Genomic DNA, 12,320 nt, shown 5'->3' on the forward strand with positions numbered 1-12,320 from the left:
GCCACACGCCTACTCCGGAGCACGTCATCCGCTGGGAGTGAGGTATCAACTGCCCAGTGCCGATGACATTCATCGGCACTGGGCGGTCCGCATGAGGGGCTGGGCCACCAACAAGCGAACGGCGGTGACATGAAGCTGTGACGACGGCCGACAACGAGGTCGTTTCGGCCAGTCCCGCCACCGCTGGAGATCTGCGCCCGGTCGACGGCCTGCTCATGGCGGCCCGGGGCTCCTGGTGGCGGGCTCGGGCGTTCTGCGGCCGGCCACTGAGCATCGACCCCGTGGACATGGACACCGGCAAGCCGGCCACCCCAAGCTGGGGCACCCTGTGGCTCCGCGCAGCGTGGCGCGTCTGGGAGCCGCTGGCGTGGCCCGGCTACTGGCTGCTGCACCTGGGTGTCGTCGGTGCCGAGGGGCCCGCGGTCGTCGTCGTTGGCCGGGCCGCCGGCGTGGTCCCCAACCCGGTCAGCCGCAGCCGCCGCAACTAGCGCTCAGTTCTTGCCGTCGAGACGACGCCCCTCCGTCTCAACCCGCAGCTACCGTTCCAGGCGGTTCAGCAGCTCCACCCGTGGCTGCCCCCCCGGCTACGAGGGCCAGACCCCAGGGAGCGGGCGGGCTTCTCCCCTTCGGCGATCTGCCGTCGCAGAAGCTGCTGCGGCCTTCGACACCGTCCGCCTGGGCAGTGCGAGGCTGTGAGGGGTCCCCAACTATTGCCCAACCGACCGACCGCGTCAGGGTCGTGTCCTAGCGTTCTAGCCGAGGACGATCTCAGCTCGCCCTCCACGGGAGGCTCGCTTGCTGCGACGTCGATCGCTCGTCTTCGAGGGAGAGGGCGAGGTCGTGCCAGGAGGTGACCGTCACGTGGTCGGGCACCGGCAGCTGCCGCGGTGGCCGACCAGGATCGCGTGGTGACGCCACTCCACTATCGGCCCACCGCCGCTGCCGTGCGTCAGGCGCACCACCGACGTCCTGGCAACCAGCCGGAGGACCTGCCCGCCGAGGGCTTCGATGAGGTCGACGTAGTCCGGCCGCAGGTCCCCGAGCACCATCGGCTGCACGCCGTAGCCGGCCAGCCCCAGGGCCATCCGGCGGACGATGGTCGACTCGCCCAGCCCAGGCCGGCCGAGGACGGACATCGAGGGCTGGGAGATCAGGTTCCCGCGCTGGAACCACGACACCCAGCAGGTGCCTGCAGATAGCTGGCCGGTCCGCGGTCGCGGCCGACCCAGCCACGCGGGCCGGCCGCGAACTCGGAGCGGTGGTCGATGTGCTCGTCGACGTCGTCTTGGTGGTCTTGCTGCGGCCGATCATGGGGACTCCCGGATCTCGGCCGGCACCCGCAGGTGGCGGGGCAGCACGAACCGATGGGCAGTACGGCGGCGAACGCGGAGGCCTGGGAGCCGTAGACGGGGCGCAGCAGCAACGCCGCGGCGGCGGAGAGGTTCTCGATGGCGGCGCGGGCGTCGGGGAGCCGGCCGGCGCTGGTGACGCCGGCGGTGGTGACCAGCACAAGTTCACCAAGCCGGCGCCGCGGGCCTCTTCCTCATCACCAGGATGCGGCCCACTGCCCCGACGACGGCACAGGGGGCAACGTGTCGTCGCTCGCCCGAGGGGCCGTCCCGCACCCGAGGGGCCAAGATCGCGACTTTGGCCCCTCGGGCGGGTTCAGCTCTGGCGGGCGGCGTTGGCCTGGACGGCGGTGCTCACGTACTGCGCCAGGCCCGGGGCGATCCGCTCGTAGTACGCGGTGAACCGCTCGTCCTCGACGTACATCCGGCCGAGCCCGGCGTGCACCTCCGGCGAGCAGTCGTAGAAGTGCCGGCTGATCTGCTGCCGGTGCTCCTCGGCCAGGTCCAGCGCCGCGGTGGAGTCGGCCGGCACGCCGGCGACCAGCGCGGCGGCGAACCGGCGCTCGACGTCGTCGGACTCGGCCTTGACCCGCAGCCAGTCCTCCTTGCTCATCGCCGCCGTCCGGCGCTGGGACTGTGCCCAGGCGTCGGTGTCGCCCCACCTCTCCTCGGCCTCGGCGGCGTACTCCTCCGGGAGCCAGTCGCCGAACACCTCGAACCGTTCCTCCGGGGTCAGGGAGATCCCCATCTGCCGTGCCTCCATCTCCTTCTCCACGGCCGCGACCATCGCCTGCGTGCGCTCGAGCCGGTCCCGCAGCAGCCGGTGCTGCCGGCGCAGGTGCACCGCGGGGTCGGCGTCGGGGTCGTCCAGCAGGGTCGCGACCTCGTCGAGGGGGAACCCGAGCTCGCGGTAGAAGAGCACCTGGTGCAGCCGGTCCAGGTCCCGCACGTCGTAGCTGCGGTGGCCCGCCGACGTGCGTTCGCTCGGCCGGACCAGCCCGATCCGGTCGTAGTGGTGCAGCGTGCGCACCGTGACCCCGGCCAGCCGGGCCAGCTCGCCCACCGTCCAGCTCATCGCCCCTCCTCTCTCGTTGACGGAGACCACGCAACAGCCTGACGTCGCGTCAGGCGCAACCCCCGAGCCACCAAGATGGCCATCTTTGTGGTGGTGGGTGGTTCGGACGGGGGGACGGGGGGGAGACCTCAGGGCATGGCCGATGACGTCCGCACGCCCGTGTCCGCCGACGACCCGTTCCCGCGCTCGCGGGTGCAGGTCGCCGACCAGGAGATGGCCTACGTCGACGTGGGGGAGGGCGACCCGATCGTCTTCCTGCACGGCAACCCGACGTCGTCCTACCTGTGGCGCAACGTGATCCCGCACGTGCGGCAGCTGGGCCGCTGTCTCGCCCCCGACCTGATCGGCATGGGGGAGTCGAGCAAGCTGGCCGACCCGGGGCCGGGCAGCTACTCCTTCGACCGGCACGCGCAGTTCCTGGCCGAGTTCCTGGACACCGTCGGCGCCACCGAGCGGGTCACCCTGGTGCTGCACGACTGGGGCTCGGGACTGGGCTTCGACTGGGCCGCGCAGCACCCCGACGCCGTGCGCGGCATCGCCTTCATGGAGGCGATCGTCACCCCGATGATCTGGGCGGACTGGCCACGGGCGGCGAAGCCGGTGTTCCAGGCGATGCGCGGGGCGGACGGCGAGCGCAAGGTCCTCGACCAGAACGTGTTCGTGGAGAAGATCCTCGCCGCCGAGGTGCGGCGCGGGCTGTCCGCGGAGGCGCACGACCGGTACCGGGCGCCGTTCCGGGAGCGCGCCGACCGCTGGCCGACGCTGGAGTGGCCGCGGCAGCTCCCGATCGAGCACGTGCCGCCGGGCGTGCACGACGTCGTCGACCGCTACGGCCAGTGGCTGGCGCACAGCGACGTGCCCAAGCTGTTCGTCAACGTCGAGCCGGGGTCGATCCTGGTCGGCCGCCAGCGCGAGAAGGTCCGGCGGTGGCCGGCGCTGACCGAGGTCACCGTGCCGGGTGGGCACTTCGTGCCCGAGGACTCACCGGAGGAGATCGGCCGCGCGCTGGCGGAGTGGATCCCGACGCTGCGCTGAGCTGCGGCGGCGGGTCAGCCGTGCTGGCCGGTGCCCTGGCGGTCGTGCTGGATCGAGGTCATCGCCTCGTTGGCCGAGGCGACCAGCGACTCCGGCGTCGAGGCCCGGCCGGAGAGTGCCACCCCGACGCTGAGTCGCACGTGGTGCTCGACGCCCGGCCGTGGCCGCAGCGGCGCGTCGAACGCGGCCGCGACGCGCAGGGCGATGCCCTGCGCGTCCTCGGCGATCTGGAGGCCAGGGCACAGCAGCACGAACGTCTGGGCGCTGATCCGGGCGACGACGTCCCCTTGCCGCACGGCGCCGACCAGCCGGCCCGCCGCCTCGGCGCGGGCGGCGTCGGCGACGGCGGAGCCGTGGGTGTCCTCCAGGACGGCGATGCCTTCCAGGTCGCAGGAGAGGACGGCGAGCCGGCCGGTGGTCGGGCCGGCGGCGGCCAGGGCGAGCTCCAGCCGGTCGATCAGCAGGCTGCGCACCGGGAGGCCGGTGAGCGGGTCGGCCACGGTCCGCTGCCGCAGCCGCTGCGCGAACTGGCGCTGGGCGGCGACGACCGCCGCCGTCTGCACCAGCACGTCCTGCGACTCCTCGAGCCTGATCGTCTGCATGACCTCTCCCTGCTCCGTTCCCGGCCGCGCGCCGGGCGTACAGGAGGAGTCGACGCGATCCCGCCGGCGCTTGACCGTCCCGGCCGAGGTCTGCCCCCTCCGGGTGCCGCCGCGGAGCAGCCGCGAGCAGCGCCCGGCCGTCCTAGGCTGCTGGCATGGGTGAGGTCCTGCTGCTGGTGGTCATCGGGGTGCTGCTGCTCGCGATCGTCGGACTGGGGGTCCGGGCCTCCAGCCGCGGCAACGCGGCCGGGCGCAACGGCAACGACCCGGCGCGCCCCGACGACCCAGCTGCCCCGGACGCCCGCGGCGCCGTCAACCGGAGCAGCTGGATGCTCGGCGGCGGTGGGGGAGGGGGCGGCGGCTGACCGGCGGGGCTCAGCCGGTCAGGGCCCGGACGGTCTCCACCACCGCGATGACGGCGAACACCAGGAACAGGCCGGCGGCGATCCGGTGCAGCAAGGCCACCGGGAGACGGTCGGCGAGCCTGCGGCCCAGGAACGCGGCCAGCCCGGAGATCACCAGCAGCGCGGCCCACGCCCCGACGAAGACCGAGAGCGGCTCCTCGTAGCGGGCGGCCAGCCCGGCGGTGGCCAGCTGGGAGAGGTCACCCCACTCGGCGGCGAACAGCACGCCGAAGGAGATCGCCGCCGCCCGCACGAACGAGGTCTGCTCGCGCGCCTGGACGGTGGCGTCGTCCTCGTCGCCGCCCTTGCGGGACTCCCGCCACAGCAGCACCGCGCCGGTCAGGAAGAGCACCGCGACCACGCCGCTGACCACCGCCTCGGGAAGCAGGGAGAGCAGGCTGCCGGCGGTCACCGCGATCGCCACCTGCAGGCCGAAGGCCAGGCCGACGCCGACGAACACCGGCAGCGGCGGGAAGCGGGTGGCCAGGACCAGGGTGGCGAACAGCGTCTTGTCGGGCAGCTCGACGGGGAGGATCAGCACGAAGGCAGCCAGGACGACGGACAGGACCACGAGTTCTCTCTCTGCTCGCGCCGACCGGCGGGGCTGAGGGGCGCCTCCGTCCGGCAGCGCACCGATGGGTGGACTGCGGGCGGAAGGTCTCGCCCACCCGCGGCGACGCGGGCCCGCTGACCGGGCGCGCGAACGCGCCAGCATGTCGACCAGCGGTCGGGGGGCTACTCCCCTTCTCGGTCCAGGAGCGTAGCCGACGTCCCCGGGTGGGCCCGGTGTGCGGCTGCGGTCGCCGCCCGCAGCACCTCCTTGGCCGGCAGGCCGAGCGAGCGGGCCAGGGCGGCCACGTCCTCGAACTCCACGCTCACGTTCACGACCCGGCCGTCGAGGCGCGCGACCTTCACGCCGACCGAGCCGCCGAGGACCGCGACACGGTGCTCGGCCCGCGGTAGCGCGACCTTCTGCACCGGCTGCACGCGCAGCCCGATGGTCGAGGTCGCGGCCACGACGACGTCCTGCACCGAGGCGCGCACCGAGGGCCGGCACAGCACCGACAGGGTGTGCGCCGGGCGGCCCTTCTTCATCAGGATCGGGGTGAGCCAGGCGTCCGAGGCGCCCGCGGCCAGCAGGTCGGCGAGGACCCCGGGCCACAGCCGGGGGTCCAGGTCGTCGACGTTGGCCTCCAGCAGCAGCCCGGTGGCCGGCTCGTCCACCGGCTCGCCGAGCACCAGCCGCACCAGGTTGGGCAGCTGCTCCGGGTCCCGGCCACCGGCGCCCGACCCGACCCGGGCCACTCGCATCGGCGGCAGCGTCGTCCACTCCTGGACGTGCGCCGCCACCAGTGCCGCGCCCGTCGGGGTGCACATCTCGGCCGGCACCGGCCCGGCGACCACCGGCACCCCGCGCAGCAGCTCCAGGACCGCGGGACCGGGCACCGGCACCACGCCGTGCGCCCCGCGGGCCGACCCGCTGCCCAGCGCGACCGGGGAGGCGCTGAGCCGGTCGAGCGCGAGGTGGGCGAACCCGGCCACCACACCCACCACGTCGGCCAGCGCGTCCAGCGCCCCCACCTCGTGGAAGTGCACCTCGTCGGCGGGCACCCGGTGCACCCGGCCCTCGGCGACCGCCAGCCGCTCGAAGACGGCCAGGGCACCGTCCCGCACCGCGGGGGGCAGCGCGGCGTCGGCCAGGACCGACCGGACGTCGGCCCAGGTCCGGTGGACGTCGCTGGCCGGGGCGTGCACGTGCACCCGGGTGGCCCCCAGCCCGTGCCGGGTCGTCGGCTCGGCGGTCAGCGTGACCGGCTCGACCGGCAGGCTCGACACGGCCGACGCGAGCACCTCCAGCGGCACCCCGGCGTCGACCAGCGCCCCGAGCAGCATGTCCCCGGAGGCGCCCGCGGCGAGGTCCAGCCACCCGATCGTCACGCGCCGATCATGACCTGACGGAGTCGATCATCGGCAGGTGGTCGCCCGACACACCGGGCAGGGCAGCCGGACGCCGATGATCAACTCGGTGGGAGGGTGGCGGTGCGGCGGGCGATGCGGGCGGCGAAGACGCCGGCGGACCAGCCGTTGTCGATGTTGCTCACCACGACGCCGGGCGCGGCGGAGTTCAGCATGGTGAGCAGCGCGCTGAACCCGCCGAAGGAGCTGGCGCCCTGGCCGGCCGACGTCGGGACGGCGACCACCGGCACCTCGGTCAGCCCGCTCACCACGCTGGCCAGCGCCGCGTCCAGACCCGCCACCACAACGAGGCAGTCGACGTCGGTGAGCAGCGACCGGTCGGTCAGCAGCGGGTGGATCCGGCTGCCGCCGACGTCGTCGACCCGCACCACCTCGGTGCCGGTGACCCGGGCGACGAAGGCCGCCTCGGCGGCGATCGGGGTGTCGCCGCTGCTGGCGCACAGCACGCCGACCCGGCCGATCGGCTCGGGCACCGGGCCGACCGCGGCGGACATCGCCGCAGCGTCCATCGTCGTGTAGGCGTCGTGCTCGGTGGCCAGTGCGACCAGGGTGTCGGCGCTGGCCCGCACCACCACCGCCGGGTGGGCGGGGTGTTCCCGGCGGGCCTCGCGCACGAGAGCGAGCACCTGCTCGGTGCTGCGCCCGGTGCCCCAGATGACGTCCGGGCCGGTGGCCGGGACCGGCGCGGCGACCGTCGTCACCGCCGGCGGCGGCACCGGCGCCGGGGCGGGCGCGGGGCTGACCACCGGACCGGCCGCCGGTTGGGCTGCCGGGCGGGTCGAGGGGCCGCCGAACAGCTCGTCCAGCGGGCTGCGCAGCCGGGCCGGCGGCTCGACGTCGGCCGGCTCCACCAGCAGCGGGGCGAAGCCGCCGGTGGCGTCCTCGGCCTGCTCGTCGCGGTCCTCGGGGATCGGGGAGGTCACCTCACCGACGGTGGACGAGGTCGGGACGCCCACCGACGCCGTGTCCGCCGCGGCCGGGTCGGCCTCGGCCACGGGGCCGTCGATGGCGTCCGGGGCGGTGTCGACGGCCCGCGTCTGGGTGACGCCGGACAGCCGGACGACCCGGTCCCGCCCGGCGCGCTTGGCGTCGTAGAGCACCCCGTCGGCGGCGGCGAACAGCGTGCGCCGGTCGTCGCCGCGGGCCGCCTGGGCGATGCCGACGCTGATCCGCACCGGGACCTCGACGCCCAGCGCGGACCAGTGGTGCGTGGCGATCGAGCGGCGGATGCGCTCCATCGCCCGCTCGGCCTGCTCGGAGGTGGTGTCCGGCAGCAGGATGACGAACTCGTCACCGGCCCAGCGGCACACCTCGTCGGTGTCCCGGCAGCCGTCGACCAGCAGCTGGCCGACCGCCCGGAGCACGGCGTCGCCGGTCGGGTGCCCGGCCGCGTCGTTGATCGCCTTGAACCGGTCGATGTCGACCACGGCCAGCGCCGGCACCGCCCCCGCCGACAGCAGCCCGTCGAGCCGGGCCTCCGCGTAGCGGCGGTTGGGCAGGTGGGTGAGCGGGTCCTCGTAGGCCTGGCGGCGCAGCTGACCGGCGGCCCGCTCGGTCTCCAGCAGGCTCTTGCGCCGGCCGAACAACTCGACCCAGCGGGTGCGCCGCTCGTCGACCCGGTCCAGCTCGTCGGCGAGGTAGGCCTGCAGGTAGGGCAGTGCCCGAGCCGCGTCGTCCAGCTCGGCGTGCAGCGTGCAGAGCTCGCGCAGCGCGGCCCGGCGCAACCGCGGCAGCCCGTGCTCGGTGGCGGTGGCCAGCGCGGTGGCCAGGTGGTCGTCGGCGGCCCGCGGGTCACCCGCGCGGCGGAGCGCCCGGCCCAGGCCCAGCTCCGCGGAGGCCAGGAGCGCGAGGTCCTCCGCGCCCTTCGCGGCGGAGACGACGCTGGTCAGCAGCGACCGGGCGGCGGCGTGCTCACCCAGGCCGACCAGCGCCCAGCCGTGCACGACCTGGGCGTCCAGCAGCCCGGGGACGCCGGGGTGCAGCTGCCCCAGCGCGCGGACGGCGAGGTCGTGGGCCTCGGCGAAGTGCGGGGCCGCGGCGTCGGCGCCGCCGTCGTCGAGCAGCCCCTCGCCGACCTCGGCGCAGAGCGCGGCCAGCCGGGTCGCGGCCTCGGCGGCGAGCGCGTCGACGGCGTCGTCCTCGGAGTCGGTGCCGGCCGCGTTGATCGCGTCGGCGGTCAGGTCCGCGGCTCGGCGCTGGTAGTCCAGCGCCAGCGGCATGAGCTCCAGGTCGGCGAGCACGGCGGCCAGCGAGCTCAGCGTGTGCACCAGCAGCGGGCTCGGCGGCAGGGCCGGGTCCAGCAGGCTGGCCGCCTCGACCGCCTCGTCCATCGCCGCGTCGACCCGGCGGGACAGCAGCTCGATCCGGGCGTGCCGGACCAGCCCTGCGGCCCGCTGCAGGTCGTCGTCCTGGGCGTCGAAGGCCGCGCGCGCCGAGCGGACCAGCGAGATGGCCAGCGCCGCGTGCGTGGCCGACTCGGAGCGGCTGTCGCGGTCGACGGCCTCGTCCGGGGCGTGCAGGTCCAGCGGGCCCTCCTGCTCGGGGCCGCCCTCGACCAGGGGGTCGCCCAGCAGGGAGTAGCCGGCCCGCCGGAGGCGCCGGACCAGCAGCTCGGCGCGGAGGGTGTCGGCCCAGGCGCGGGCGAGCGAGGTGAGCGGCGCCGCCGAGTGGTCGTCGACCGGGGCGGCCGGCAGCTCGCCGTCGATCTCGCGCAGCAACGCCTCGGCCGTGTCCAGCTGCCAGTTCATGAGCGCTGAGCTCACTCGCTGGTGCAGGAGACCCGGTGGCACCAGGGCACTGTCCCCCGCAGTCGGCGGCGTGTCACGCACCGGCGCGTCGGCCGGTCCCTCCTGTCCCACGGACCTCTCACGGACCCGCCACGACCTCACGAGGCGACCTCTGCGCTGTCGTCGAAGGCCCAGCCGGGCCGTCGCGGGGTCGTGCCGAGCACCTCCGCCACCAGGTCGTCGACCGAGGCGTCGGCCGGCAGTGGACCGGACCGCGCGGTGGACGCGGAGCCCTGCTGCAGCCCACCGGACGCCCGCACCCGGTTGCGGCCGCCCCGCTTGGCGCCGAACAGGTTCAGGTCGGCCCGGTCGAACAGCTCCCGCCAGGACCTCGGCCCCGGGGCGCCGGCCGGCCCGGTGGTGGCCACGCCGATGCTGACGGTCACCGGTGCGGGCATCTGCAGGTCGCCCCACTCGGCGCACGCGACGGCGCTGCGCAGCCGTTCCGTGGCGACCAGGGCCTGCGCCTCGGTGGTGCTCGGCAGCACGACCACGAACTCGTCGCCGGCCCAGCGGAAGACCTCGTCGCCGGTGCGGCTGTGCTGGTGGAGCAGCTCGGCGACCCGGCGCAGCACCGCGTCGCCGTGCAGGTGCGAGTTCTGGTCGTTGACGGCCTTGAAGCCGTCGACGTCCACGACGGCCAGCGACACCGGGTCGCCGTCCAGCGGCAGCTCGGCCAGCCGCCGCTCGGCGCTGCGCCGGTTGCCCAGGCCGGTCAGGGCGTCCTCGAGGGCGTGCCGGCGGAGCACGGCGGTCTGCCGCTCCGCCTCGCGCAACCGGCTGCGGCGCACGAACATCTCCGCCCAGAGCTCCCGCCCGCGCCGGTGCGCCCGGGTGGTCTCGGCCCGGTAGGCCTCCAACCAGTGCAGCGCCTCGGTCGTCGACCCCATCGCCGCGGTGGTCTGCCCCAGTTCCAGCAGGCACTGCCGGTACCGGCGGCGGTCGTTGACGGCAGCGAAGGCGCCGGAGGCGTCCACCAGCAGGCCGACGGCCTCCTCGCCCGCACCACGGTCGGCGCCGGGCCGGCCGGCGCACGACCGGCTGAGCAGCCTGGCCAGGACCAGGTCGGTGTACCCGACCAGCCACATCGCGCCGTCGCCGGCGGCCAGGTGCCGACGCACCCGGCGCAGCGGCGGGAGCGCGTCCTCGAGCTGACCGGCCAGGGTCAGGGCCCAGGCCTGGACGACGTCGAGCAGGTCGGCGTCGGCGTCGCTCGGGTCCCACGGCAGCGCGCGGGCGCTGGTCGCACACTCCAGCGCGGCCCGGGCCAGCTGGTGCGAGCGGTCGGACTGGCCGCGCCGGTGCACCGTCTGGGCGAGCTCGGCGTGCTGCTGGGCGCACAGCCGGAGCAGCTGCCACTGGTCGCCGAGGTCGGGGAGGGCGGCAGCGACCCGGGCGCCGCGGAGCGACTGGGCCACGGCGAGCTCCTCGAGGTCGAGCCGGGTCAGCGCGAGGGACAGCCAGTGGTGGGCCTGGTGCAGCGGACGGCTGGGTGGCTCCCCGAACAGCTGGTCGGCGAGCAGGCTGGCGTCCACGGCCAGGTGAATCGCCGCGTCGAACCGGTCGGCGGCCACCTCCAAGTGCGCCAGGTAGGCCAGGGTCAGGGCGTGCTCGGCGGACGGGAGGCACTCCCCGAGCGTGGCCCGGGCCGCCCCCACGGCGTCCGCAGCGCCGTCCAGGTCGTCGTCGAAGAGGGCGGCGCGCGCGGTGAAGGCGGCCGACCACGCGTCCCAGCAGGGGTCGCCGGTGGCGCTCAGGTCGTCCGCCGCCCGGGCGAACTCGTCGGCGAACACCCGGGCGTCCTCGGCGGCGCTGGCGGTCAGCAGCCGCCAGCGGGCGGTCTGCAGCCGCTCGTCGGCGGGGAGCCCTGGGTTCACGCGTCCCTCCACTCAGCTGTCGGGGCACGCGAGGCGCACGTGTCCGGCCGGTGGCGAGGCAGCTCCCCCCGTACCGGGGACCCGACGGGAGTCGGGGTCCGACACGGCCGCACTACCCTCGCCGGATGCCGACTGCACCACGCAGCACAGCCCCGACGGAGTTCGCCTATCTGGGTCCCGAGGGTACCTTCGCCGAGGCCGCGCTCGGCACGGTCACCGGGGCGCTGGGACTGGTCGGCACCCGGCCGGAGGCCAGCGTCGCGGCCGCGCTGACGGCCGTGCGGACGGGGGAGTGCGCAGCCGCCCTGGTGCCGCTGGAGAACTCCGTCGAGGGCTCCGTGCCGGCCACGATGGACGGGCTGGTGGCCGGCGACCCGCTGGTGATCACCCGCGAGGTCTTCCTCGAGGTGGCCTTCGTGCTCGCCGTCCGGCCGGGGAGCACCGCCGCCGACGTGCGCACCGTGGCGAGCCACCCGCACGCGCTGGCCCAGTGCCGCAGCCGGCTCGCCGAGTCCCTGCCGGGGGCCGACGTCGTCCCGGCCGCCTCCACGGCCGACGCCGCCCGCCGGGTCGCCGAGGGCGAGTTCGACGCCGCGGTCTGCGCGGCGATCGCCGCCGACCGCTACGGGCTGGACACGCTCGTCCCCGACCTGGCCGACCACCCCGGCGCCGTGACCCGCTTCGTGCTGGTGGAGCCGCCCGGTGGGCTGCCGGCCCCGACGGGGGCGGACAAGACCACGATCACGGCCGTGGTGCACGACCGCACCGGCGCACTGCTGGACCTGCTGGCCGAGTTCGCGGTGCGTGGGATCAGCCTGGCCCGCATCGAGTCCCGGCCGACCCGGGAGCGGCTCGGCGTCTACTCGTTCTCCATCGACGTCGAGGGTCACGTCACCGACCGGCGGGTGGGCGACGCACTGGCCGCGCTGCACCGGATCTGCGCCGAGGTGCGCTTCCTCGGCTCCTACCCCCGGGCCGACGACCAGCCGGGCAAGCCGGTGGAGGAGCGGGTGGGCGACCAGGCCTTCGCCGCAGCGGAGGAGTGGGTGGCCCGGGTGCGCGCCGGGACGGCGGTCTGACCGTCGTCCCGCACCCGTCCCCATGATCACCGAGTGTGCCCTCTCGGGCACCCGCTGCACATTCCTTGGGCGGGACCGTCTCGTCACATCCGCCCGGGGCAGGGCTTGCGCTGGAGTCCACTCCAGCTCCTAGCGT

The 12,320-nt window shown here is 75.3% G+C and carries 11 protein-coding genes; 4 read left to right on the forward strand and 7 right to left on the reverse strand.

The window, feature by feature from the left end; genetic code table 11:
* Window positions 1–137: 137 nt before the first annotated feature.
* Entirely contained in the window at window positions 138–488 is a 351-nt protein-coding gene (locus O2W18_RS00465; protein ID WP_269185624.1) for a hypothetical protein, read from the forward strand.
* Window positions 489–857: 369 nt separating this feature from the next.
* On the opposite strand, the gene O2W18_RS00470 is transcribed toward O2W18_RS00465, so the two are convergent.
* Both O2W18_RS00470 and O2W18_RS00475 read right to left on the reverse strand, forming a co-directional pair.
* Window positions 858–1,178, reverse strand: a complete 321-nt coding sequence (locus O2W18_RS00470; RefSeq protein ID WP_269185625.1) for a hypothetical protein — start codon at window positions 1,176–1,178, stop codon at window positions 858–860.
* A gap of 487 nt (window positions 1,179–1,665) precedes the next feature.
* The gene (locus tag O2W18_RS00475; RefSeq protein ID WP_269185626.1) at window positions 1,666–2,424 is read right to left on the reverse strand and encodes a MerR family transcriptional regulator; all 759 of its coding nucleotides are present in this window, start codon (window positions 2,422–2,424) and stop codon (window positions 1,666–1,668) included.
* A gap of 135 nt (window positions 2,425–2,559) precedes the next feature.
* On the opposite strand from O2W18_RS00475, the gene O2W18_RS00480 reads away from it, so the two are divergent.
* A complete protein-coding gene (locus tag O2W18_RS00480; protein WP_269185627.1) occupies window positions 2,560–3,459 on the forward strand; it encodes a haloalkane dehalogenase in 900 nt (299 codons plus the stop codon).
* A gap of 14 nt (window positions 3,460–3,473) precedes the next feature.
* Here the strand turns inward: O2W18_RS00480 and O2W18_RS00485 are convergent, their stop codons facing one another.
* Window positions 3,474–4,061 (reverse strand): GGDEF domain-containing protein, encoded by a 588-nt coding sequence (locus O2W18_RS00485; protein WP_269185628.1) that lies wholly within the window; start codon window positions 4,059–4,061, stop codon window positions 3,474–3,476.
* A 155-nt stretch (window positions 4,062–4,216) separates the two neighbouring features.
* Here O2W18_RS00485 and O2W18_RS00490 point away from each other — a divergent pair, with 155 nt between their 5' ends.
* Window positions 4,217–4,426 carry a hypothetical protein gene (locus O2W18_RS00490; protein WP_269185629.1) on the forward strand — a complete coding sequence of 70 codons (210 nt, stop codon included), beginning with the start codon at window positions 4,217–4,219 and terminating at the stop codon, window positions 4,424–4,426.
* A 10-nt stretch (window positions 4,427–4,436) separates the two neighbouring features.
* On the opposite strand, the gene O2W18_RS00495 is transcribed toward O2W18_RS00490, so the two are convergent.
* The 4 genes from O2W18_RS00495 to O2W18_RS00510 all read right to left on the reverse strand — a co-directional run bounded on the left by O2W18_RS00495 (window position 4,437) and on the right by O2W18_RS00510 (window position 11,105).
* Entirely contained in the window at window positions 4,437–5,036 is a 600-nt protein-coding gene (locus O2W18_RS00495; protein WP_269185630.1) for a TMEM165/GDT1 family protein, read from the reverse strand.
* A gap of 164 nt (window positions 5,037–5,200) precedes the next feature.
* A complete protein-coding gene (gene larC / locus O2W18_RS00500; RefSeq protein ID WP_269185631.1) occupies window positions 5,201–6,403 on the reverse strand; it encodes a nickel pincer cofactor biosynthesis protein LarC in 1,203 nt (400 codons plus the stop codon).
* Between the two features lie 80 nt (window positions 6,404–6,483).
* On the reverse strand, window positions 6,484–9,204 hold the full coding sequence (locus tag O2W18_RS00505; protein WP_269185632.1) for a diguanylate cyclase domain-containing protein: 2,721 nt from the start codon (window positions 9,202–9,204) through the stop codon (window positions 6,484–6,486).
* A gap of 122 nt (window positions 9,205–9,326) precedes the next feature.
* Window positions 9,327–11,105 carry a GGDEF domain-containing protein gene (locus tag O2W18_RS00510; RefSeq protein ID WP_269185633.1) on the reverse strand — a complete coding sequence of 593 codons (1,779 nt, stop codon included), beginning with the start codon at window positions 11,103–11,105 and terminating at the stop codon, window positions 9,327–9,329.
* Window positions 11,106–11,230: 125 nt separating this feature from the next.
* Between O2W18_RS00510 and pheA the strand changes: the two genes are divergently transcribed.
* A complete protein-coding gene (gene pheA / locus O2W18_RS00515) occupies window positions 11,231–12,184 on the forward strand; it encodes a prephenate dehydratase (RefSeq protein ID WP_269185634.1) in 954 nt (317 codons plus the stop codon).
* The last annotated feature ends 136 nt before the right edge of the window (window positions 12,185–12,320 follow it).

Origin of the sequence: Modestobacter sp. VKM Ac-2983 (genome assembly GCF_026967885.1) — a bacterium.
Classification (GTDB): Bacteria; Actinomycetota; Actinomycetes; order Mycobacteriales; family Geodermatophilaceae; genus Modestobacter.

Coding starts and splice junctions, on each gene's coding strand:
- O2W18_RS00475 (WP_269185626.1), bottom strand. CDS start 2,424: ATGAGCTGGACGGTGGGCGAGCTGGCCCGGCTGGCCGGGGTCACGGTG.
- O2W18_RS00480 (WP_269185627.1), top strand. CDS start 2,560: ATGGCCGATGACGTCCGCACGCCCGTGTCCGCCGACGACCCGTTCCCG.
- O2W18_RS00485 (WP_269185628.1), bottom strand. CDS start 4,061: ATGCAGACGATCAGGCTCGAGGAGTCGCAGGACGTGCTGGTGCAGACG.
- O2W18_RS00490 (WP_269185629.1), top strand. CDS start 4,217: ATGGGTGAGGTCCTGCTGCTGGTGGTCATCGGGGTGCTGCTGCTCGCG.
- pheA (WP_269185634.1), top strand. CDS start 11,231: ATGCCGACTGCACCACGCAGCACAGCCCCGACGGAGTTCGCCTATCTG.